Here is a 26,399-nt window from a genome sequence, read left to right on the forward strand (position 1 = left end):
CAAAGATAAAAATGATTTTTACGCACAATCATTTTCACGAATAAAAAAAAATTGTAGATTTGCGTTAATCACATAATAAGAATTTAATACAGTAAATATGTTAAAACTAACTATTGCAGCTGTTGCTGTAATCGCACTTACAATTGGTATTGTATGGGTAATCGACAAATTCGTTCCTAAAAAAATCAAACCAGCAATATTATTAGCACTTTGGGCTTTAATTATTTATTTAGGTTATGCAACATTTATGTCTGTTTACGGAGAGATAAAATTTAATAAATTAAAAGATGATCGTTACGCCAAAATAATACCAAGTTTAATTGATATTAGAGATTCGCAATTAGCACATAGAACTGTTACTGGGAGGTTTGAAAGTAATTTTGATAATTTAATTAAATTTATAGATACTGCTCAATTTACATTAACACAACGAAGAGATACTACTGTTTTAGATGAAGAGGCTACACGTCGTTTTAGAGTTGATCAATATAAATCTATTATAGTTATCGATACATTAGGATATAAACCTGTAAAAGATTCTTTATTTAAAGGAGATTCTCGTTATAAAACAATGATGAATGTTCCTGTTGGAAAACCAGGCGCAAAGTTTGAATTAAAATCTGGATTTATAGAGCAAAATGGTATACAAATTCCTGTTTTTGAAGCTAAAGTTTTAAAATCTATTATTCTGCACGATCAACCTGAAGATTTTGTTATTAAAGAAAATCAAGTGATTTCTGTTGATCAAGTAAATGGTAATGCTATTATTGTAGGCTCTATGGAAGAAGTTAATACTAATGGAAACTGGCCAAAAAATTATTCAAGCAAGCAATAACATAAGCAAATTTGCTAATCATAAGTTGTCCATTCAAGTTAGCTTGAGTGGACTTTCTTTTTGCATTTTAAACTGGAGTTCATCAACTTTTATTTATTATAAATCTGTCCGTTTTGATAAAAAACGAACGCCTTCCCAAGTTTTAGATAAACTTATTCATTGCTTTAATAATGAAGAATTATTGCAACAGCAGTTTAAAAATGTAATAGTAATACATAATAATGAGTTATCAACTTTTGTACCTAAGCCATTATTTAGTAAAGAACATTTAGCTGACTATTTAAAGTTTAATTCTAAAATACTTAAAACAGATTTTATAGCCTATGATGAAATATTAATAAATGATAGTATTAATATTTATGTTCCTTATGTAAATATTAATAATTATTTATATGATAAATTTGGGGAGTTTGAATTTAAACATACATCGTCAATATTATTAGAATCAATTTTAAATTTAGAAAAAAACTCAACTTCTCATAAAGTAATAATTAATGTGTCTGAAACTCATTTTGAATTATTTGCATTAAATAAGCATCAATTATTACTTTACAATATATTTGAGTTTCATACTAAAGAAGATTTTATCTATTATATTTTATTTACTTTGGAACAGCTAGAGTTGAATCCAGAAGAAGTTAAAGTAATTTTATCTGGCAATATTTTTGAAAATGATGAATTATATTCTGTAGTATATAATTATATCAGGCATATTGATTTTCTGAATTCGACTACGCCACATAAATTAGCAGAAGGTGTTAGTTCTTCTCTTTTAAACAATCTTACTCTTATAAATAGCTTTTAATGCGTATTATCTCAGGAATTTATAAAGGAAGGCGTATTAATGCTCCAAAAAAGCTACCTGTACGACCTACAACAGATATGGCTAAAGAAGGATTATTTAATATTATAAATAATCTATATTATTTTAATGAAATATCTGTTTTAGACTTATTCTCTGGTACTGGTAACATTAGTTATGAATTTGCATCTAGAGGTGCCACACAAATTACAAGCGTTGATCAAAATTATGGCTGCATAAAATTTATAAATGAAACTGCAGAAGTTTTTAAAATGCCAATACAAACTATAAAAAGTAATGTCTATAAGTTTTTAGAACAAGTAAAATTTAAATATACTATTATTTTTGCTGACCCCCCTTATGGGTTTTCTTTAGATGAGTTTTCTAAAATTCCAGAATTAGTATTTAAAAACCAATTATTAGATTCTGAAGGCATTTTAATTATAGAACATTCTAAACATACTGATTTATCAAATTTAGCTAATTATTGTTATTCCAAAAGTTATGGTGGTAATATGTTTAGTTTTTTTGAAATTTGACAAACACTTCAATTTAGCATAATTCGTTTTATTTCAGTATATTAGCAATCGTTCCTTTTTAATATCACCTTAACCAATTACTAACTTGCTTATCGTTATAAGCTCTATTTTTATCTGTTTTTATTCTTCAGTTATGGTTAATTATTACTAACCAAAAACCAACATTATGAAAATTTTAAAAACAGGATTTTTAACTTTAGTACTATTAGTATTCTCTTTTAGTATAATCCAAGCACAAGACACACAACCAACAATGTTTGCTGTTCATACCGACAATGTTCATTTTTCAATGGCCCCTCAATATGAACAAGTAATGAAAGAGCTTCTCGACAACTTTACAAAATACAATATCCAAGATGTGAGCTGGACTAGCATTAGTGTAGAAGATGGTCGTTATGTACATGTAGGACCTATAAATAGTATGGCAGATTTAGATAAAAACCCAATGGGAACATTATTTGAAAATATGGGAACAGAAGCAGCTACTCAATTATTTAATAAAATGGATGAGTGTTATGATTCTCACACAGACAATGTGGTACATTATATTCCAGAATTATCATTTAACCCAGAGAGTGCAGAATCTATTGAAGATAAAAATCATAGAGAATATCATTTTTTATATTATGCACCTAAAAATGAAGCTGCAATAACAGAAGCAATGAAAGCTGTTAAGGCTCTTTTTGAAGCCAAAGGCATTAAAAACGGTTATAGTATTTATAAAAGTGGTTTTGGGTCTCCTGAAAGTTATTATATGGTATCTGTTGCTGCTAAAGATGGTGTAGAAATGGCTCAAACTGGAAAAGCAAATAATGAAGCTTTTGGAGAAGAAGGAGATGCAACTTTTTTTAATGTTATTAAACTCACAACTCGATATGATCAAGTGGAAGGTACAATAAGGCCAGATTTAAGCTATACCCCAAAACAATAAAATTATAAAACCCTTTTTAATTTTATTAAAAAGGGTTTATTTAAGAGTAAGTAAATCTATAAGCCGAATTCTGTATTCGCTTAGCGAATCCCTATCATTTATCTACGTTTATTGTTACCAATAAACTTTAGCTGTTTACCCTCCAACATCGCACGTGTTACACTTAAACGTTGGTATACATAACATTGCACCACATAGAGTTTACCTGATTTCACTACAGCATTATCTGTACATTCTTTCTGTTGCACTTTTCCTAATCTCACGATTGACGGTCATTAACCGCTATGCTACACTATGGTGTTCGGACTTTCCTCTTTAAGTCAAAAATTGATTTAACATAAAGCGATAAGGCAATTTACTTGACTACAAAGGTACAATTCTCAAGTATTATTTTTGTTAATAACTATCCATAAAATACGCTTTAAGAATTTAAAGTTTTAAACTGAATTTTTAACTTTGTTTTAATTCAATGTATATTTAGATTATACTCAATTAAATATAGAGAAATTGGAACATTTTGTAGTATCGGCCCGTAAATATAGACCACAAACATTTAAAGATGTTGTAGGCCAGCAAGCTATTACAAATACATTACTAAATGCTATTGAAAATAATCATTTAGCACAAGCTCTGTTATTTACAGGGCCGAGAGGTGTTGGTAAAACCACATGTGCTCGTATTCTTGCTAAAATGATAAATAGCGACGGTACAGAAAATGAGAACGAAGATTTTGCATTTAACATTTTTGAGCTCGACGCTGCTTCTAACAATTCTGTGGATGATATAAGGAATTTAACAGATCAAGTTCGTATACCTCCTCAAATTGGAACATATAAAGTGTATATAATAGATGAAGTGCATATGCTATCTCAAGCTGCATTTAATGCTTTTTTAAAAACTCTTGAAGAGCCACCTGCTCATTGTATTTTTATTTTAGCGACTACAGAAAAACACAAAATTATTCCAACTATTTTATCACGCTGTCAGATATTCGATTTTAAGCGTATTACTGTTAAAGATGCAAAAGAGTATTTGAAATATATTGCAGAACAGCAAAGTATTATTGCTGAAGATGATGCATTACATATTATCGCTCAAAAAGCAGATGGAGCAATGCGTGATGCGCTTTCAATATTTGATAGAGTAGTCAGTTTTTCAGGTAAAAATTTAACACGCCAAGCGGTAACGGAAAACTTAAATGTTTTAGATTACGAAACATATTTTACAAGTACAGGTCTAATTTTAGAAAATAAAATACCTGAGTTATTATTACAATTCAACAATACTTTGTCTAAAGGATTTGATGGACATCATTATATTGCTGGCTTAGCATCACACTTCAGGGATCTATTAGTTTGTAAAACACCTCGAACTATAGATTTATTAGAAGTTGGTGAGCAAACTAAAGAAAAATATTTAAAGCAATCACAATTAGCCAGTCAGGCATTCTTGTTAGAAGGTATACGACTCGCTAATGATTGTGATTTAAAATATAAAACAAGTCGAAATCAGCGTTTATTAGTTGAATTATGCCTTATGCAGCTTGCCTCTATCAATTTTGATGGAGAAAAAAAAAATTATAAACATTATATAATTCCTGCATCATACTTTAAAAAGAAAGGTATTACACCTACTCCTGTTAAAATTCCTGATTCTGATTTACAAGAATCACCTAAACAAACTGTTACTATTACAGAAAATATAATAACTGAAGTAGTTTCTGAAAACACACAAAAAGCTGTTAAAGTAGTAACAACAGATTCTGTTAAAGAACTTATAGAAAAAAAGCGTCCAAAAATTATTTTAAATAATCAAACAAAATCTGTTTCAGGCTTATCTTTAAGTAGTATTAAAAAGAAAAAAGAGCATCTTATAAAACAAATGGAAGTCATTCCTGAAAAAGATGATTTACCTAAAGATGACTTTACTGAAGAGCAGATGCAAATTTTTTGGAAAGAATATATAAAAAAGATAGAACAGAAAGGACAGCATAATCTAGCCTCTATTTTAAGTATTGATACTCCTAAGTTAAACGGCACAGCTATTTGTTTAGAGTTTCCAAACGCTACAAATAAAGTAGAATTAGAGCGTCAACAATATGAGCTTTTAGGGTTTTTAAGGCAAAAATTAAGTAATTATGATGTTAGTTTATCCATTACTATTAATGAAGAAATGGATAAAAAATATGCATACACACCTATGGAAAAGTATGAAAAATTAAAATCTAAAAATAAAACTTTAGATCTTTTAAGAACTACTTTTGATTTAGATATATAAAAAACATAGTTTCAATGAAAACAAAATTATTACTTCTTTTTTTATTAACGATAAGTATTATTAGTTGTGATGGTAGGAAACGTACAAAACAAATTCTAGATAATTCTGTTTCTAAGTTTAAAGAAGTTGCACCACAAATAGATTTTAAAATTTATCACCCTAAAGTATATGCTGAAGTAGTAACAGATACATTACTTACCAATGATATGCACATCAATATTAAAAATCACACATTAATGAATGAGCAAATTTTTATTAGCGAAATCATTGATAAAAATAAAATAAAAAAAGCTAAATATCATCGTAAATTCCAGTCAGAAATTAAAATTTATAAGAATTCAATTCCTATAGTAAAAATGATTATTAATGCTAAAGATTTTAAATTAAACACCAAAGATTTATTTTGGAACAATGCAACATTAGAACATGCTTGGGTTAATAAAAACACATCTACTTCAGAATTAATATATATTGATTTTTCGTTTATAAACCCTGTAAATCAATGTCACAAATTTTATAGAATGGAAGTAGATAAAAACGGGAATCAAAATATTTATTTATTAGAAGAACACGTATAATATGCTAGGTTTAAAATTGCCAACAGATCCGCGTTGGGTAAATATTGTAGAGAAAAATATAGAAGAAATTTTAACAGATCACGCCTTTTGTGAGCAAAAAGCAGCAAGTACTGCAATCTCTTTTATTGTAAGTTTCCCTGAGTATACAGAGTTAATAACCGAAATGACTGCCTTGGTAAAAGAAGAGATTAGTCATTTTAAAATGGTACATGATAGGATTATTTCTCGTGGATGGGTTTTAGGAAGAGATCGTAAAGATGATTATGTACTACAGTTAGTTAAGTTTTTTCCTAAAGGCGGAAGCAGGACTACACAATTAGTACATCGACTATTATATGCTGCATTGATTGAAGCAAGAAGTTGTGAACGTTTCAGGTTACTTTCTGAAGAATTAGAAGATAAAGATCTTGCCAAGTTTTATAAAGACTTAATGGTAAGCGAAGCTAATCACTATACTATGTTTTTAGGTTTTGCAAGAAAATATGGAAATAGAAAAGAAGTGGACAAGAAATGGGACCAATTACTTGAATATGAAGCCAAAATAATGGAAGGTTTAAGTACTTCAGAAACTATTCATGGGTAATAGTCTGTTATATGAAAGTTTTGCTAGGCACCTTTTCATAATAAATACTCTTTATGATTCCATCTGACAACCCTATTTTTGGAACATATATATTTTTTGATTTACTCCACTTCATTGCAGACAAATAAATACGCATCGCTGGGATAATTACATCTGCTCTATCTTGATTTAAATCTAATTCTGTAATACGTTCTTCATAAGAATAAGAAGTTAATGTTTGGTAATAACTTGTTAAGTAAAAATAAGTTAAAGGTTTACCAGCTGCCTTTCCTGAGATTTTAAAAATTTTATTAATATTTCCACCAAAACCTAATACATCAACTTTATCATATATTTTGGTATTAGTTTTTATCCAATCTTCAAGCTCTAACCAATCTTTTTGTCTTACAACATCATTTAAAAGGCGTACTGTTCCTATTCTAAATGATCTTGATGCTACATATTTCCCATTATGAGTTATGGTAAACTCTGTACTTCCTCCACCAACATCTACATACAAATAAGTTTTATTATGATCGATAAATGCATTTAAATCTGTTTGAGCTACAATAGCTGCTTCTTCTTTACCCCCAATAATATCGATAGAAATATTTGTTTCTTTAAAAATTTTTGCAGCTACCTCTTTTCCATTAATTGCTTCTCGCATTGCAGAAGTAGCACAAGCTTTATAGTATACAACATTATTAGTTTTCATTAATAATTTAAAAGCTTGCATGGTATCTATCATACGACTTATATTTTCTTCTGAAATTTTTTCATTTAAAAATACATCTGCACCCAAACGCACAGGAACACGTATTAAAGAACTTTTTTTAAAAAGTGTTGGTTTATCCTTTTTTTCAATAATATTAGATATTAAAAGGCGAACAGCATTTGAACCTATGTCTATAGCTGCATACTTTTTTATAGATAATAAACTCATTATGCATTTACTTTATTAAGATAATAATTATAAGTATCAAACTGCGCTCGAACTTTAGGTAAATCGTTTCTTTTATATTTATTTATGATTTCAGTATTTAAAATTCTTGATTTTACATTATCATCCCAACAAATTTCAAAAACATCTATAAGTTCTTGTTTAATAGTATTATCAAAAATAGGACAGCTTACCTCTACTCTATTATCAATATTTCTAGTCATCCAATCAGCAGAGGATATAAAAACCTTCGGATCGTTATCATTACCAAAAATATAAAGTCGTGTATGCTCTAGAAATTTATCTACGATACTAATAACTTCAATATTTTCGCTCATTTTAGGAATACCAGGTATTAAACAGCATATTCCACGAACAATCATTTGTATTTTAACTCCTGCATTACTAGCTTCATAAAGCTTATCTATCATTTTATAGCTAGAAATGCTATTCATTTTTAATTTAATGTACCCTGGTTGCCCCAATTTCACATTTTCAATTTCCTCATCAATTAAAGCAAATAATTGGGATTGTGTATAATGAGGTGACGTTATAATATACTTATATTTATAAATTATGTAGTTCGTATCTAAAAAATCGAAAACTTTATCAATATCTTTTAGTATTTTTTGATTAGAGGTAAATAAGGTAAAATCTGTGTAAATATTAGCGGTAGATTCATTAAAATTTCCAGTACTAATAAAACCGTAACGTTTAATTTTATCATTTTCTTCACGCTCAACTAAACACATTTTGCTATGCACTTTTAAACCTTTTACTCCAAAGATTAAATTAACGCCTTCAGCTTCCATTTGTTCAGCATATTCAATATTTGCTTGCTCATCAAATCTCGCTTGTAACTCGATAGACACAGTAACTTTTTTTCCATTTTTAGCTGCATTTATTAATGCGCTTGCAACATGTGATATTTTTGCTAATCTATAAATTGTAATCTTTATAGTTTTTACTTTAGGATCTAATGCAGCTTCTCTTAAAAACTTTACTATATAAGAAAATGTGTGATAGGGTGTATATAAAAGATAATCTTTTAAAGCTACTGCATTAAATATATTTTTATGCAGGTCTAAGTTCTTTACAGGTAATGGTTTTATCTTATCATAAAGTAAATCCTGTCTTCCTAAACTAGGGAACTTAATATAATCTCTTCTATTATGGTACTTTCCACCTGGTATAATACTATCTGTAGAAGTAATTCCCATTTTATTAAGAAGATATGCTAAGGTATCTTCACTTATATTATGATCATATACAAAACGTACTGGGTCTCCAATTTTTCTATCCTTAACACTATCTTCAATTTTCTTTAAAAAACTTTTACTCATATCACTATCAAAATCTAACTCACCATCTCTAGTAATCTTTATCATATGAGCAGAAATTGATTGATAATCGAAAATATTAAAAATATCACCTAAAAAACATCTAATTAGATCATCAACCATAATGATATTATTCTTATCATCTTCAATAGGTAACACTACAAAACGATCTATCATTTTTGATATTTCTATTAACGCATATTGATTTTCGCAATCTTTAATAGTCATTTTTACTGCTAAATAAGCAGCTGAATCTACTAAAATTGGTAAATCCACGTTATCATTTAAAATAATAGTGACCAATGCTGGGCTTACTTTGTTATAGAAATATGAACGCAGGTAATTATATTGATTAGAGGTAATCTCAGTTTCGTTCAATAAAAAGATACGCTCTTGTTTTAATGACTCCCAAATACCTTTCAAAGTATTTAGGCTATCTTTTTGTTGTTTTATAACTGTTTTGGTAATAATCTCTAATAATTCTGTAGCTTTAATTCCTCCTAATGCATTTTTTCCACTTTTACCTGCTTGCTGAATACGTTTTACAGTTGCATATCTAACCTTAAAGAATTCATCTAAATTATTAGAAAAAATCCCTATAAATCGAAGTCGCTCAATTAAGGGGACATTAACATCTGCTGCCTCCTGTAATACTCTTGCATTAAACTCTAACCAACTAATTTCTCTATTTATATATATATTCTTCTTTATTTCAGGAGTATTCATGAATTTTTGCATTTTATCATTAACAAAGATATTTTATTTATGTTACATTTTTTAGGCTTAAAAAAAATATTAATATTTTAATAAAAGAAATCTAAATCTTACAAATAAATGCATTTTGTCGATTTTTTTATAGTTTTAATGGATTTCATTGTATATTGCATGAGTATTATGCTCCCAAATCGTAATACAAAAAATTAGTCCCAAATCTAATTTTTGACTTTATGAGAACTAAACCTACATTAATAGCTAGTAAGCTAGATAGTTCGTCTTTCAAAATACTGTATGACGTTACTAAAGCGTTGCCATACCTTTTTGTTTGTTTAGATTTTATAATAGATCAAAACAAACAAAAGGGCTTATGAAAAAAACTACTCAATTTACATTAATATCAAAATTATCATTTATTTTTTTAGTACTGTTTGTTGCATTTGGGTATGCTCAAGTACAAAGAAATTTTGTCCCAAGGTTTAATCAAGATTTAAGAGGTGATGTTACTATTATAGCTAATAATATGATCTCTAGAACACCTACATCCAACTACAATGGTACTGATGATAATCATGACTTCTCTGACAATGTTTATGTAGATATTGATGGAGATAATTCGACTTTTAATTCTAGTAGTGCAAATTTTTCTAATCCAGAGCCTAGTCTTTCTTGTGTAACTATAAGAAAAGCATATTTATACTGGGCAGCTGCAGATAAAGAACAAGATAACGGCGATGATAACCAACCAGCTTGGAATTTTAATGATGTTAAATTAATGCTTCCTGGAGAAACAAATTATACTACGTTAACTGCTGATGATGTTATTTATAGAGCTCGAGATGTACATTTTAGTAATGACCCTTATGTTTGCGTTAAAGATATTACCGATGTTGTTACTACATTAGCTGATCCTTATGGTAAATATCAAGTTGCTAATGTTGAAGGTAAAATAGGTGAATTATTTGAGCACGATACTAATGCGAATGTAGGTACTTCAGGAGGTTGGCAAATTGTATTTATTTATGAGAGTCCTGAGTTAAGAACAAAAAACGTAAGTATTTTTGATGGTTATGCTCACGTTACTAGACAAGATGGTCAAAATAATTTTGAAGTTAATTTTAGTGGTTTTCAAACACCGCCTTTAGGAGGAATAGAAGCCAAAGTCGTAATTGGGTCTTTAGAAGGAGATCGTGGTTTAACTGGAGATCGATTACAAATAAGAGATGTAGCTAATAATTTTGTAGATCTTAATACTGTACAAAGAACTACTGATAATTTTTTTAATAGTAAAATTACTACTAATAACACTAATTTTTTAGATAGAAACCCTGCTAGTGAAAACACATTAGGTTTTGACGCTTCTGTTTCTACAATAGATAATACCGGAAATAGTATTATAGACAATAATCAAACTTCTGCCACTATACGATTAACTTCAAATCAAGAGACTTATGGTTTATTTTTATTAGGGCTTTCTGTAGATGTTAGACAGCCAGATTTATATCCCATTAACCTATCTTCAAGTTTAGGAGGAGCCAATACCAATGCAAGTGATAATATTGATTTTACTTTTAATGTATTCAACACTGGTAATGACGATGCAATAAATGTCGAAATTACAACAACGCTTCCCCCTCAATTAGAGTTTGTTTCTGCTACACTTCCTGCTGGGATAACTTATACTTATGATAACCTAACACAGTTACTTACATTTAGAGTCGAAGATGGATTAGTAGATGTTGGAGATCCTAATTTAGACGTAATTTTTCAAGTCGCAGTTAAAGAAGAATGTTATTTTTTAGAAGAGAGCTGCGATTTAGATTTCGATATTCAAATGACTGCTACTTATATAGGTGTCGAAAACCCAGCTCCAAGGACAACTTTAAGTACAAGTGGTTTGGATACTTGTGAATTAGGGAGTGTGCTTCCTGTAGTTATAAATTTACCTCCTCCTGCCATTTGGGCAACTCCTGCTGGTGATTTAGATCGAACTATAGAATGTGGAGATACTACTGGTTTAGAAATAGCACAAAATTTATTTCCAGAAACAGATAAGTGTGATTTTGATATAATTAAAACTTCAGGCGATTTTGTTCCTAATATAGGTTGTGGAACAACGGGAACTTATACAAATACTTGGACATTTACTGACGCTTGTGGAAGAACAATAGCAGACTATGTACAGGTAATCACATTAGAAGATGTGACACCTCCAGTTTTTGATCTTACCCTTCCAGGTGAATCAACAATTGAATGCTCAGAAACACCGCAATTTACTGAAGCAACTGCAACAGATGGATGTGATGTAGATTTTCAATTAACTTTTGAAGATGTTACTACAGATGGTGCTTGTATTGGAGAATATTCCATCACTAGAACTTGGACAGCGGTCGATGCTTGTGGCAATACTGCTACAGCTAGTCAAACTATAAATGTACAAGACACTACGCCTCCTGTTATTGAGGAATTACCAGAAGAAACCACTATAGATTGTTTAGAAGTTCCAGAATTTGCTCAAGCTATTGTATCAGATTCTTGTTCTGATATTATTTTAACTTTTGAAGATGTTACAACTAACGGAGCTTGCCTAGGATCTTATTCAATTACTAGAACTTGGACTGCAATTGATGCTTGCGGCAATACGTCTACAGCTAATCAAACCATTAATGTTGAAGATGCTACTCCTCCAAATTTAAATGGGAGTTTAGAACCAGAAATAACAGTAGTTTGTGGTATTACTCCAGAGTTACCAGTTTTAGAATTTATTGACAATTGTTCCAGTGATATTGATGTGGTTTTTAATGAGGAAGAAGTAGTAATTAATTCTCAAAATACTGATATTGTTAGAACTTGGACTGTTACTGATGAATGTGGAAATGATAATACATTTACTCAAACTGTGCACATGATTACTGAAATATCAACAATATCTACAAACTTGGAGTTATGTATTATAGATGATCCTGTAGATTTAAATGAGCTAATTGGTATAGATGATAATGGTAGTTGGGAAGGCAACGACTTAGATGTATTAAATGGTACTATAATAGATCCTTCAACTGTTGCTAATGGTGAATATACTTTTAGATATTCAGTAATTAATCCAATTAATAATCAATGTATTGAAAATACAGATATTATAATTACTATAAATGATAATTGTGTTGCAGAAACACCATGTATTAGTTCTTCTTTAGATGTAGATATTTCCAAATTAGTAACTCCAAATAATGATTTTAAAAATGAAACTTTTAATGTAGCTTATGTTATAAATCCAAGGTTAGAGAACATAGGCGTTTGTGATATTAAAGTTATTGTAAATATCTATAATCGCTGGGGAACCAGAGTGTTTTCATCTGATAATTATGCAAATGATTGGACAGGAGTTGTTGGAGGAAGAACAGGTGGAGAACAATTGCCAACTGGAACTTATTATTACGTAGTAGAATTAGAAAATAGTGGCTTAAAAAAGCCCATACAAGGATATATTCTTTTAGGAACTGAACAATAAAATGATAAGATATAAAAAAAATACATTCTTTTTAATCACTTTCTGCTTATGCATAGGTTTTAGTTTTGCACAACAGTTACCTCAATTTACACAATATATTTACAATACAGTATCTATAAACCCTGCATATGCAGGTACTAGAGAGAAATTTAATATTACCGTTTTAAATAGAAATCAATGGGTAGGTGTTGATGGTGCTCCAGTAACACAAACATTTTCGTCAGATACAAATCTTGAAGAATCAAATGTAGGTATTGGTTTATCTGTCATTAATGATCGATTGGGTTTTGAAAAAATAACCTATGCTTATGCGGATGTCTCTTATACTATAAATTTAAATGACGATTATAGGTTAACCTTTGGTTTAAAAGCTGGAGGAACAAGATACGGTATCGATTCTGAATTGCTAACAGATCCAGATGCTATTGGTGATATTTTTTTAGATCGAACTTTTAATAGATGGGAGCCTAATTTTGGTGCTGGAATTTATTATAGGTCTGATGATTGGTTTATAGCATTTTCATCTCCAAGAATAATAAACTATGCTGGCAATACTAATACTGATTTTTTAGGTATAGAACGTGTGAGTTATTATCTTAACGGTGGTTATTTATTAAACTTGCATTCTCGAGTAACATTTAGACCTACGTTTTTAGTAAAATATACCAATGGTGCTCCAGCTTCTGTAGATTTAACTGCAAATTTTTTAATTAATAAAAAACTATGGTTAGGAACATCATATCGTGTAGGAGAATCTTTTGGAGGTTTAGCAACATTTCAGGTAACAAATAATTTAAAAGCTGGGTATTCTTATGAATATAATACTTCTAAAATACGACAATTCACGACTGGATCTCATGAAATATTTTTAATCTACGAATTCGAATTATTTAGGCCAAAATGTAATTGTGGAAATAAATTTTAAATTATTTCAAATCTCTAGGGAACAATTTTTTAATTGTCTTTCCAGTTTTTAAATCACCCCAACTAGTAATATCAAATTCTATACTCACAATACCACTTGTGGGTACATTTTCTATATATATATCTCCATAAGTATTTACAATATTAGTTAATGCATAATTATGACCAAAGATTAATATATCATTATAAGAATCATCAATAGATTTAATAACATTTATAACACTAGTACCACTAAAATCATATAAACTATTATTAATAGTTAATGCTTTAGAATTAATATTTAATATTTTAAAAAAAATACGACTTGTTTGTAAGGTTCTTCTTGCTGGACTACAAGCAACATAATCTGGTGCAAAATCAATTGCTTTTAATTCTTTACAAACTAATCTTGCATCGGTTATTCCTCGCTTTTTAAGAGGGCGTTCTATATCTTCTACATCGTATTTCCAAGACGATTTCGCGTGCCTAAAAATTGTAAGTGTTTTCATAAATGATCGTTTAAATGTTTAATTTTATCGACAAAATGTTGTTTTTATCAGTTAAATAACTTACTTTGCGCTCTACTATTAACCAACAATACTTAAATTTAATGAACGGAAATTAAAATATCGTTATAAAGCCCCATATTTATTACTGTTAACCTCATAATCATACGTAGTCGTTGAACTACATTTTTTGTATGATGAAGTGTTTTTCATAATCTCTTTATCGAATTTATGAGTTACTTAACATTTTTATTTGATTACAAAATAGTATATACGTTGATTTGTAGTGCTATTAATCGAATTTAAAATTTAAAAAAACACAAAGTTTTAACATTGAGTTCTTCAATGTTACTCCCTCAAAACATTTTTGTGTCATATTAATTTAAACAATTAAAATGGTCATAAATATGGATTGCTATATCACGACAAATCAAAAATTTCACCTAGTTAATATTCATGATGTTATGAAGAATAAATCTATTATACCAGTTATACAGTTATTATTAATCATTGTATTTTCCTTATTATTTATTAATAAAGGATTTGCACAAGATGATGACGATAATGATATTCAAAGAGCTGAAATTATATTATTAACTGGAGAATCTGCAGATTCAAATAAAGGGGATGCAAGATTTCTTAGTTTAATATATGATTTGCACCCAACAATCTTTATTAATAATAACACTATAAAAAATATTTCTGGAGTAAAACAACCGGTATGTTTAATCATAGATCCTTCATCTTTCAATTTCTTATCAAATAGAAATGATAACTTCAGTAAAATAGAAGTTATTTCCATAAATATTAAAACCAAATCTGATTTAAATCAATCTTTAGATTTATCTAAAATTAATGGGTTTAATAAACTAAAATACATATATGTCTCTAGCGCTATAGATATTAGTTCAAGAGATATTGAATCTTTTATTAAAAATTCAAATGATAGAGTTACGATTTATTGTAAAAAAATAACTCAATCATAAAAGCATATTTAGTTAGAACTAAAGAAGAAACAAATGAAACAACTATACGCTATTTTAATCAATACTAACAAAAACTTTGCTAAATTACTATTAGCAATTTTACTTATAACTACAAGTTTTTATAGTTATAGTCAAGTAAGAGTTCCATTTACTCCTAGACAATCTAATGATCCTGCAAATTCAGGAAAAACTATTTATAGTGTTAGAGGAGACTTTACTATGGCTGGAAATACCAATTTGCAATTGGTAGATCAAACTCAAACACAGAATGGTAATAACCAAATGCAATATGTAGATATTGATGGTGATAACTCTACTTTTAATTCATCATCTGCCTATATATCATTTTCAGAAGAGAATGGAGCAATTCAAGAATGTTCAAATATCATATATGCTGGATTATATTGGACCGGTAGATCTATCTTAGATTCTAACGATCCTTTTACTGTTACCAGAGATATACCAACTGGTAATACTATATTTCAACAAGTAACAGATCAATTGGTGATTAGAAATGGTGAAGGAGTTATTCCAAATACTGATTATACATTAGTTATTACTGATACAGGTGGTAACGATAGTGATATGACATTTACGTTTACATCATCTGGAACTGGAGATACTATTGCATTTATCCATAGAAACAATGGAGGTGATCAATTATTAGATGTTTCTGTAAACGGAGGTGCACCTGTACGTCTTTTAACAGAAGAAGATGGAGATGATGTTAGAGAGAGAAGTGCTGATTTAGATCCTCCTTATTTAATTTTCGATAACCTAGGAGCTAATAGTGGTTTTAGAATTGAACTTGATGAATTAAGTAGAAATGACAATAATGGTAATGTAAATGATGATGATACTAATGCTACAATAAATGTTACTTATATTGATAGTGTTCCAGAAGTAACCTCAGTGAGTAAAACTTTTGACAAGCGTAAAGTATCTATTAAGCATTCATCTGGAACTTATACAGAGGTTACAGCCAATGCTAATGATATATTTTTTCCTATAAATGCTGACGGTAGTATGTTTTCTGCTTATGCAGAAGTTACAGATATTGTAAGAGCTAACGGTATTGGCGAATATACTGTTGCTGACATTGCTTTAGTAGAAGGTAATGGAGGTAGTACTGGATTTTATGGTGGTTGGGGTATGGTTGTTGTTTATGAAAATAATGTGATGAATTTTAGAGACGTCACTGTTTTTGATGGTCATGCTTTTGTAATTGGTGGTAATGCTGAAAATATATTTCAAATTTCTGGGTTTAATGCTGTACAGAATGGCCCCGTAGGAGTAAAATTAGGTGTTATGGCTGGAGAGGGAGATAGTCCAATTTCTGGTGATACATTTAATATACAACGATTAAATAACAATAATGATTTTGTCACATTAGATCGTGACGGTAATACATCTGGTCTTGGAGCTACTGGAGGTAACTTTTTCAATTCTTCAGTACAATCTGATCCAAGAGTTATGAACCCTGGAGGAACAAGAAATCCTAATCTTACAAATAATACAGGGTTGGATATTGGTATATTTAATATTGATAACCCAAATAATTCTATTATAGATAATGGACAAACATCAACACAGTTTAGATATGGTTCTACACAAGATACCTATATTATATTTAATGTAACATTTTCAGTAGATGCTATAGTACCTTCACCTGAAGGTATAATAACTACCGATGGTGTTTCGGTTTCTGATGCTACTGTTGAACCAGGACAAAATTTAGCTTATAAATTTGATATAAGAAATAGAGGTGTTGAAGCAATAAATGATACTCGTATTGTTATTCCTGTACCTTATACAGCTACTTATGTTCCTAATAGTTTACAAGCAACAGGGTCTACAGAATTACCTTTAAATGGAAATTTACCAACTTTTGATCCTAATTTAGGAATGAATGGATCTATTGTTTGGGATTTAGGAACCTTACCTGTTCCCGCTAATATTGATACTATTTTAGCTAGTTTTACATTTAGTTTAAAAGCTACTGAAGAATGTTTCATTCTTTTAAATGATAACTGTAGTCCAGAAATTATAATCACTGGAGATTTATCTGGTATTGGTGCAATTTCTCAAAATCCATTTACTATAGATTTAATTCAAGGTTTTGAGCAAGATGGCATATGTATTGGAAGACCAATACCTACACCTCTTATTACCCCTATTGTAAATATCGATCCTTTTGTAGCTGCAAATTGTGGCACTGCTAATCCTTTAAATGAATTTGCTTTTTGTATTACTTTAGGAGATACTACAATTCCTTTTTCAGATATAGTTGATTTAACAGGAAATGACTTAAATCGCTATCCTGATGGGTTCCGTTTCTTTAATTTACCTAATGCAACTGAGAACCCTGCTGGATTAATTGAGTATACTCAAGCAACTGGATTTCCTGCAACAATTGGTGATATTACTTATTATGCTATTCCTGAAATAATGTTTGGTTTACCTGCAGATCCAAGTATTCCTATTTGTTTTTTCGATTTTACAATAACAATTTTACCTCCTTTAGAAGTTGATGCAATTGATGCTACTAATGTCTCTTGTTTTGGTGAAGCAGATGGATCTATATCCTTAACTATAGGTGGAGGTTCTGGCGACTCTACAAATTTAGCATATGACTGGACTGGTCCTAATGGATTTACAGCCACAACCGAAAGTATTTCTAACCTAGAACCAGGTACATATAATGTAACAATAACAGATACTTCTGGTATTGGTTGTACTACTACAGCTGAAGCAACAATCACTGAACCAATACAAGTAACTGTTGATGCTACAAGCACAAACGTATCTTGTTTCGGTGAAGCAGATGGAACAATAACTATATCTGGTCTTAGTGCTGGAGCAACTACTACAATCACACTTGATGGTGGTAATGGAGATGATCTTAGTGCACAAACTGTGTTCGGTCCTGGTACATATACTATAACAGCTTCTGCAGATGGTGGAAATACTGGAGATGTATGTACTGCAATTGCTCAAGTAACAATCACTGAACCAATACAAGTAACTGTTGATGCTACAAGCACAAACGTATCTTGTTTCGGTGAAGCAGATGGAACAATAACTATATCTGGTCTTAGTGCTGGAGCAACTACTACAATCACACTTGATGGTGGTAATGGAGATGATCTTAGTGCACAAACTGTGTTCGGTCCTGGTACATATACTATAACAGCTTCTGCAGATGGTGGAAATACTGGAGATGTATGTACTGCAATTGCTCAAGTAACAATCACTGAACCAATACAAGTAACTGTTGATGCTACAAGCACAAACGTATCTTGTTTCGGTGAAGCAGATGGAACAATAACTATATCTGGTCTTAGTGCTGGAGCAACTACTACAATCACACTTGATGGTGGTAATGGAGATGATCTTAGTGCACAAACTGTGTTCGGTCCTGGTACATATACTATAACAGCTTCTGCAGATGGTGGAAATACTGGAGATGTATGTACTGCAATTGCTCAAGTAACAATCACTGAACCAATACAAGTAACTGTTGATGCTACAAGCACAAACGTATCTTGTTTCGGTGAAGCAGATGGAACAATAACTATATCTGGTCTTAGTGCTGGAGCAACTACTACAATCACACTTGATGGTGGTAATGGAGATGATCTTAGTGCACAAACTGTGTTCGGTCCTGGTACATATACTATAACAGCTTCTGCAGATGGTGGAAATACTGGAGATGTATGTACTGCAATTGCTCAAGTAACAATCACTGAACCAATACAAGTAACTGTTGATGCTACAAGCACAAACGTATCTTGTTTCGGTGAAGCAGATGGAACAATAACTATATCTGGTCTTAGTGCTGGAGCAACTACTACAATCACACTTGATGGTGGTAATGGAGATGATCTTAGTGCACAAACTGTGTTCGGTCCTGGTACATATACTATAACAGCTTCTGCAGATGGTGGAAATACTGGAGATGTATGTACTGCAATTGCTCAAGTAACAATCACTGAACCAATACAAGTAACTGTTGATGCTACAAGCACAAACGTATCTTGTTTCGGTGAAGCAGATGGAACAATAACTATATCTGGTCTTAGTGCTGGAGCAACTACTACAATCACACTTGATGGTGGTAATGGAGATGATCTTAGTGCACAAACTGTGTTCGGTCCTGGTACATATACTATAACAGCTTCTGCAGATGGTGGAAATACTGGAGATGTATGTACTGCAATTGCTCAAGTAACAATCACTGAACCAATACAAGTAACTGTTGATGCTACAAGCACAAACGTATCTTGTTTCGGTGAAGCAGATGGAACAATAACTATATCTGGTCTTAGTGCTGGAGCAACTACTACAATCACACTTGATGGTGGTAATGGAGATGATCTTAGTGCACAAACTGTGTTCGGTCCTGGTACATATACTATAACAGCTTCTGCAGATGGTGGAAATACTGGAGATGTATGTACTGCAATTGCTCAAGTAACAATCACTGAACCAATACAAGTAACTGTTGATGCTACAAGCACAAACGTATCTTGTTTCGGTGAAGCAGATGGAACAATAACTATATCTGGTCTTAGTGCTGGAGCAACTACTACAATCACACTTGATGGTGGTAATGGAGATGATCTTAGTGCACAAACTGTGTTCGGTCCTGGTACATATACTATAACAGCTTCTGCAGATGGTGGAAATACTGGAGATGTATGTACTGCAATTGCTCAAGTAACAATCACTGAACCAATACAAGTAACTGTTGATGCTACAAGCACAAACGTATCTTGTTTCGGTGAAGCAGATGGAACAATAACTATATCTGGTCTTAGTGCTGGAGCAACTACCACAATCACACTTGATGGTGGTAATGGAGATGATCTTAGTGCACAAACTGTGTTCGGTCCTGGTACATATACTATAACAGCTTCTGCAGATGGTGGAAATACTGGAGATGTATGTACTGCAATTGCTCAAGTAACAATCACTGAACCAATACAAGTAACTGTTGATGCTACAAGCACAAACGTATCTTGTTTCGGTGAAGCAGATGGAACAATAACTATATCTGGTCTTAGTGCTGGAGCAACTACTACAATCACACTTGATGGTGGTAATGGAGATGATCTTAGTGCACAAACTGTGTTCGGTCCTGGTACATATACTATAACAGCTTCTGCAGATGGTGGAAATACTGGAGATGTATGTACTGCAATTGCTCAAGTAACAATCACTGAACCAATACAAGTAACTGTTGATGCTACAAGCACAAACGTATCTTGTTTCGGTGAAGCAGATGGAACAATAACTATATCTGGTCTTAGTGCTGGAGCAACTACTACAATCACACTTGATGGTGGTAATGGAGATGATCTTAGTGCACAAACTGTGTTCGGTCCTGGTACATATACTATAACAGCTTCTGCAGATGGTGGAAATACTGGAGATGTATGTACTGCAATTGCTCAAGTAACAATCACTGAACCAATACAAGTAACTGTTGATGCTACAAGCACAAACGTATCTTGTTTCGGTGAAGCAGATGGAACAATAACTATATCTGGTCTTAGTGCTGGAGCAACTACTACAATCACACTTGATGGTGGTAATGGAGATGATCTTAGTGCACAAACTGTGTTCGGTCCTGGTACATATACTATAACAGCTTCTGCAGATGGTGGAAATACTGGAGATGTATGTACTGCAATTGCTCAAGTAACAATCACTGAACCAATACAAGTAACTGTTGATGCTACAAGCACAAACGTATCTTGTTTCGGTGAAGCAGATGGAACAATAACTATATCTGGTCTTAGTGCTGGAGCAACTACCACAATCACACTTGATGGTGGTAATGGAGATGATCTTAGTGCACAAACTGTGTTCGGTCCTGGTACATATACTATAACAGCTTCTGCAGATGGTGGAAATACTGGAGATGTATGTACTGCAATTGCTCAAGTAACAATCACTGAACCAATACAAGTAACTGTTGATGCTACAAGCACAAACGTATCTTGTTTCGGTGAAGCAGATGGAACAATAACTATATCTGGTCTTAGTGCTGGAGCAACTACTACAATCACACTTGATGGTGGTAATGGAGATGATCTTAGTGCACAAACTGTGTTCGGTCCTGGTACATATACTATAACAGCTTCTGCAGATGGTGGAAATACTGGAGATGTATGTACTGCAATTGCTCAAGTAACAATCACTGAACCAATACAAGTAACTGTTGATGCTACAAGCACAAACGTATCTTGTTTCGGTGAAGCAGATGGAACAATAACTATATCTGGTCTTAGTGCTGGAGCAACTACTACAATCACACTTGATGGTGGTAATGGAGATGATCTTAGTGCACAAACTGTGTTCGGTCCTGGTACATATACTATAACAGCTTCTGCAGATGGTGGAAATACTGGAGATGTATGTACTGCAATTGCTCAAGTAACAATCACTGAACCAATACAAGTAACTGTTGATGCTACAAGCACAAACGTATCTTGTTTCGGTGAAGCAGATGGAACAATAACTATATCTGGTCTTAGTGCTGGAGCAACTACTACAATCACACTTGATGGTGGTAATGGAGATGATCTTAGTGCACAAACTGTGTTCGGTCCTGGTACATATACTATAACAGCTTCTGCAGATGGTGGAAATACTGGAGATGTATGTACTGCAATTGCTCAAGTAACAATCACTGAACCAATACAAGTAACTGTTGATGCTACAAGCACAAACGTATCTTGTTTCGGTGAAGCAGATGGAACAATAACTATATCTGGTCTTAGTGCTGGAGCAACTACTACAATCACACTTGATGGTGGTAATGGAGATGATCTTAGTGCACAAACTGTGTTCGGTCCTGGTACATATACTATAACAGCTTCTGCAGATGGTGGAAATACTGGAGATGTATGTACTGCAATTGCTCAAGTAACAATCACTGAACCAATACAAGTAACTGTTGATGCTACAAGCACAAACGTATCTTGTTTCGGTGAAGCAGATGGAACAATAACTATATCTGGTCTTAGTACTGGAGCAACTACTACAATCACACTTGATGGTGGTAATGGAGATGATCTTAGTGCACAAACTGTGTTCGGTCCTGGTACATATACTATAACAGCTTCTGCAGATGGTGGAAATACTGGAGATGTATGTACTGCAATTGCTCAAGTAACAATCACTGAACCAATACAAGTAACTGTTGATGCTACAAGCACAAACGTATCTTGTTTCGGTGAAGCAGATGGAACAATAACTATATCTGGTCTTAGTGCTGGAGCAACTACTACAATCACACTTGATGGTGGTAATGGAGATGATCTTAGTGCACAAACTGTGTTCGGTCCTGGTACATATACTATAACAGCTTCTGCAGATGGTGGAAATACTGGAGATGTATGTACTGCAATTGCTCAAGTAACAATCACTGAACCAATACAAGTAACTGTTGATGCTACAAGCACAAACGTATCTTGTTTCGGTGAAGCAGATGGAACAATAACTATATCTGGTCTTAGTGCTGGAGCAACTACTACAATCACACTTGATGGTGGTAATGGAGATGATCTTAGTGCACAAACTGTGTTCGGTCCTGGTACATATACTATAACAGCTTCTGCAGATGGTGGAAATACTGGAGATGTATGTACTGCAATTGCTCAAGTAACAATCACTGAACCAATACAAGTAACTGTTGATGCTACAAGCACAAACGTATCTTGTTTCGGTGAAGCAGATGGAACAATAACTATATCTGGTCTTAGTGCTGGAGCAACTACTACAATCACACTTGATGGTGGTAATGGAGATGATCTTAGTGCACAAACTGTGTTCGGTCCTGGTACATATACTATAACAGCTTCTGCAGATGGTGGAAATACTGGAGATGTATGTACTGCAATTGCTCAAGTAACAATCACTGAACCAATACAAGTAACTGTTGATGCTACAAGCACAAACGTATCTTGTTTCGGTGAAGCAGATGGAACAATAACTATATCTGGTCTTAGTGCTGGAGCAACTACTACAATCACACTTGATGGTGGTAATGGAGATGATCTTAGTGCACAAACTGTGTTCGGTCCTGGTACATATACTATAACAGCTTCTGCAGATGGTGGAAATACTGGAGATGTATGTACTGCAATTGCTCAAGTAACAATCACTGAACCAATACAAGTAACTGTTGATGCTACAAGCACAAACGTATCTTGTTTCGGTGAAGCAGATGGAACAATAACTATATCTGGTCTTAGTGCTGGAGCAACTACTACAATCACACTTGATGGTGGTAATGGAGATGATCTTAGTGCACAAACTGTGTTCGGTCCTGGTACATATACTATAACAGCTTCTGCAGATGGTGGAAATACTGGAGATGTATGTACTGCAATTGCTCAAGTAACAATCACTGAACCAATACAAGTAACTGTTGATGCTACAAGCACAAACGTATCTTGTTTCGGTGAAGCAGATGGAACAATAACTATATCTGGTCTTAGTGCTGGAGCAACTACTACAATCACACTTGATGGTGGTAATGGAGATGATCTTAGTGCACAAACTGTGTTCGGTCCTGGTACATATACTATAACAGCTTCTGCAGATGGTGGAAATACTGGAGATGTATGTACTGCAATTGCTCAAGTAACAATCACTGAACCAATACAAGTAACTGTTGATGCTACAAGCACAAACGTATCTTGTTTCGGTGAAGCAGATGGAACAATAACTATATCTGGTCTTAGTGCTGGAGCAACTACTACAATCACACTTGATGGTGGTAATGGAGATGATCTTAGTGCACAAACTGTGTTCGGTCCTGGTACATATACTATAACAGCTTCTGCAGATGGTGGAAATACTGGAGATGTATGTACTGCAATTGCTCAAGTAACAATCACTGAACCAATACAAGTAACTGTTGATGCTACAAGCACAAACGTATCTTGTTTCGGTGAAGCAGATGGAACAATAACTATATCTGGTCTTAGTGCTGGAGCAACTACCACAATCACACTTGATGGTGGTAATGGAGATGATCTTAGTGCACAAACTGTGTTCGGTCCTGGTACATATACTATAACAGCTTCTGCAGATGGTGGAAATACTGGAGATGTATGTACTGCAATTGCTCAAGTAACAATCACTGAACCAATACAAGTAACTGTTGATGCTACAAGCACAAACGTATCTTGTTTCGGTGAAGCAGATGGAACAATAACTATATCTGGTCTTAGTGCTGGAGCAACTACTACAATCACACTTGATGGTGGTAATGGAGATGATCTTAGTGCACAAACTGTGTTCGGTCCTGGTACATATACTATAACAGCTTCTGCAGATGGTGGAAATACTGGAGATGTATGTACTGCAATTGCTCAAGTAACAATCACTGAACCAATACAAGTAACTGTTGATGCTACAAGCACAAACGTATCTTGTTTCGGTGAAGCAGATGGAACAATAACTATATCTGGTCTTAGTGCTGGAGCAACTACTACAATCACACTTGATGGTGGTAATGGAGATGATCTTAGTGCACAAACTGTGTTCGGTCCTGGTACATATACTATAACAGCTTCTGCAGATGGTGGAAATACTGGAGATGTATGTACTGCAATTGCTCAAGTAACAATCACTGAACCAATACAAGTAACTGTTGATGCTACAAGCACAAACGTATCTTGTTTCGGTGAAGCAGATGGAACAATAACTATATCTGGTCTTAGTGCTGGAGCAACTACTACAATCACACTTGATGGTGGTAATGGAGATGATCTTAGTGCACAAACTGTGTTCGGTCCTGGTACATATACTATAACAGCTTCTGCAGATGGTGGAAATACTGGAGATGTATGTACTGCAATTGCTCAAGTAACAATCACTGAACCAATACAAGTAACTGTTGATGCTACAAGCACAAACGTATCTTGTTTCGGTGAAGCAGATGGAACAATAACTATATCTGGTCTTAGTGCTGGAGCAACTACTACAATCACACTTGATGGTGGTAATGGAGATGATCTTAGTGCACAAACTGTGTTCGGTCCTGGTACATATACTATAACAGCTTCTGCAGATGGTGGAAATACTGGAGATGTATGTACTGCAATTGCTCAAGTAACAATCACTGAACCAAATGAGTTAATCATAACTCTAGACTCTCAAACAGATGTAGATTGTACTAATGAAGCTGGTGGTATAATAGTAGTTTCTGTTACAGGTGGTACTGCTCCTTATACTTATACAATTAATGATGCAAATAATACCACTCAAGATAATGGCACATTCTCTGATCTAGTAGCAGGTACATATACGATAACTGTTACAGATAATAATGGCTGTACAGATAGTATTATAGATATTGTAATAGATGCAGCTACAGCCGATACAATTAACCTTAATGGAGCAGCTTGTATTGATGATGGAGTTGTAGATTTAAATAGTTTTTTAGGAAATAATCAAGCTACAGATGGAATTTGGGAATTTACTGCAGGTTTAGGTAATCCTGTTATCTTTAACGAGAGTGAAGTAGATCCTTCTAACCTTCCTTTAGGAGATTATGTATTTACCTATACAAACTTAAATGCTTTAGGATGTTTAGAAACAACTATACTAACATTAGATATTAATGACGACTGTGTTGTTCTTCCTTGTAATCCAGATGATATGGTAATCTCTAAAGCAGTAACGCCTAATGGAGATCAATACAATCAATTCTTTACAATTACAGGTCTTGAAACTTGTGGATTTACTATGCAAGTTCAAATATTTAACAGATGGGGGTCTTTAATTTTCCAATCTAACGATTACCAAAATGATTGGAGCGGAGAGTCTAGTGACAATTCTGTTGGAAGTTCAAACAGAGTTCCAAGCGGAACATATTATTATATCATAAACCTTCAAAATAGTGGATTAAGACCTTTTTCAGGTCCAATCTATGTAGGAACCAGATAAATTTAAC

General features: G+C 32.7%; 14 protein-coding genes and 1 other RNA gene. 11 read left to right on the forward strand and 4 right to left on the reverse strand.

Going from position 1 to position 26,399, the window contains the following annotated elements; all coding sequences use genetic code 11:
• Window positions 1–196: 196 nt before the first annotated feature.
• The 4 genes from D1817_09875 (at window position 197) to D1817_09890 (ending at window position 3,107) form a co-directional block, all read left to right on the forward strand.
• Window positions 197–835, forward strand: coding sequence for a hypothetical protein (locus D1817_09875; GenBank protein AXT21265.1), 639 nt, complete (start codon window positions 197–199; stop codon window positions 833–835).
• Window positions 798–1,640, forward strand: coding sequence for a DUF3822 family protein (locus tag D1817_09880; GenBank protein ID AXT20174.1), 843 nt, complete (start codon window positions 798–800; stop codon window positions 1,638–1,640). Before D1817_09875 ends, D1817_09880 begins: the two co-directional genes overlap by 38 nt.
• The gene (locus D1817_09885; protein AXT20175.1) at window positions 1,640–2,176 is read left to right on the forward strand and encodes a 16S rRNA (guanine(966)-N(2))-methyltransferase RsmD; all 537 of its coding nucleotides are present in this window, start codon (window positions 1,640–1,642) and stop codon (window positions 2,174–2,176) included. The genes D1817_09880 and D1817_09885 overlap by 1 nt, the downstream gene beginning before the upstream one ends.
• A gap of 166 nt (window positions 2,177–2,342) precedes the next feature.
• The gene (locus D1817_09890; GenBank protein AXT20176.1) at window positions 2,343–3,107 is read left to right on the forward strand and encodes a hypothetical protein; all 765 of its coding nucleotides are present in this window, start codon (window positions 2,343–2,345) and stop codon (window positions 3,105–3,107) included.
• A gap of 43 nt (window positions 3,108–3,150) precedes the next feature.
• On the opposite strand, the gene rnpB is transcribed toward D1817_09890, so the two are convergent.
• Window positions 3,151–3,469, reverse strand: an RNA gene (gene rnpB, locus D1817_09895) — RNase P RNA component class A.
• 145 nt (window positions 3,470–3,614) lie between these two features.
• On the opposite strand from rnpB, the gene D1817_09900 reads away from it, so the two are divergent.
• Genes D1817_09900 through D1817_09910 form a run of 3 tightly spaced genes read left to right on the forward strand, consistent with a single transcriptional unit; the run spans window position 3,615 to window position 6,545 of the window.
• Window positions 3,615–5,384: a DNA polymerase III subunit gamma/tau gene (locus D1817_09900; protein ID AXT20177.1), complete on the forward strand. Its 1,770-nt coding sequence runs from the start codon at window positions 3,615–3,617 to the stop codon at window positions 5,382–5,384.
• A gap of 14 nt (window positions 5,385–5,398) precedes the next feature.
• Window positions 5,399–5,962, forward strand: a complete 564-nt coding sequence (locus tag D1817_09905; GenBank protein ID AXT20178.1) for a hypothetical protein — start codon at window positions 5,399–5,401, stop codon at window positions 5,960–5,962.
• A gap of 1 nt (window position 5,963) precedes the next feature.
• A complete protein-coding gene (locus D1817_09910; GenBank protein ID AXT20179.1) occupies window positions 5,964–6,545 on the forward strand; it encodes a tRNA-(ms[2]io[6]A)-hydroxylase in 582 nt (193 codons plus the stop codon).
• 7 nt (window positions 6,546–6,552) lie between these two features.
• Here the strand turns inward: D1817_09910 and D1817_09915 are convergent, their stop codons facing one another.
• Window positions 6,553–7,467, reverse strand: coding sequence for an exopolyphosphatase (locus tag D1817_09915; protein AXT20180.1), 915 nt, complete (start codon window positions 7,465–7,467; stop codon window positions 6,553–6,555).
• Entirely contained in the window at window positions 7,467–9,530 is a 2,064-nt protein-coding gene (gene ppk1, locus D1817_09920; GenBank protein AXT20181.1) for a polyphosphate kinase 1, read from the reverse strand. The genes D1817_09915 and ppk1 overlap by 1 nt, the downstream gene beginning before the upstream one ends.
• A 358-nt stretch (window positions 9,531–9,888) precedes the next feature.
• Here ppk1 and D1817_09925 point away from each other — a divergent pair, with 358 nt between their 5' ends.
• Together D1817_09925 and D1817_09930 are read left to right on the forward strand one after the other, a co-directional pair.
• Complete coding sequence (locus D1817_09925) at window positions 9,889–13,029, forward strand: hypothetical protein (protein AXT20182.1); 3,141 nt, start codon at window positions 9,889–9,891, stop codon at window positions 13,027–13,029.
• Window position 13,030: 1 nt separating this feature from the next.
• Entirely contained in the window at window positions 13,031–13,954 is a 924-nt protein-coding gene (locus tag D1817_09930; protein ID AXT20183.1) for a type IX secretion system membrane protein PorP/SprF, read from the forward strand.
• A 1-nt stretch (window position 13,955) separates the two neighbouring features.
• Here the strand turns inward: D1817_09930 and D1817_09935 are convergent, their stop codons facing one another.
• Window positions 13,956–14,441: a histidine phosphatase family protein gene (locus tag D1817_09935; protein ID AXT20184.1), complete on the reverse strand. Its 486-nt coding sequence runs from the start codon at window positions 14,439–14,441 to the stop codon at window positions 13,956–13,958.
• Window positions 14,442–14,833: 392 nt separating this feature from the next.
• Between D1817_09935 and D1817_09940 the strand changes: the two genes are divergently transcribed.
• Window positions 14,834–15,424 (forward strand): hypothetical protein, encoded by a 591-nt coding sequence (locus tag D1817_09940; GenBank protein ID AXT20185.1) that lies wholly within the window; start codon window positions 14,834–14,836, stop codon window positions 15,422–15,424.
• A 33-nt stretch (window positions 15,425–15,457) separates the two neighbouring features.
• Window positions 15,458–26,392: a hypothetical protein gene (locus tag D1817_09945; protein AXT20186.1), complete on the forward strand. Its 10,935-nt coding sequence runs from the start codon at window positions 15,458–15,460 to the stop codon at window positions 26,390–26,392.
• The last annotated feature ends 7 nt before the right edge of the window (window positions 26,393–26,399 follow it).

The organism is Flavobacteriaceae bacterium, assembly GCA_003443635.1.
In the GTDB taxonomy this organism is placed as follows: Bacteria; Bacteroidota; Bacteroidia; order Flavobacteriales; family Flavobacteriaceae; genus AU392.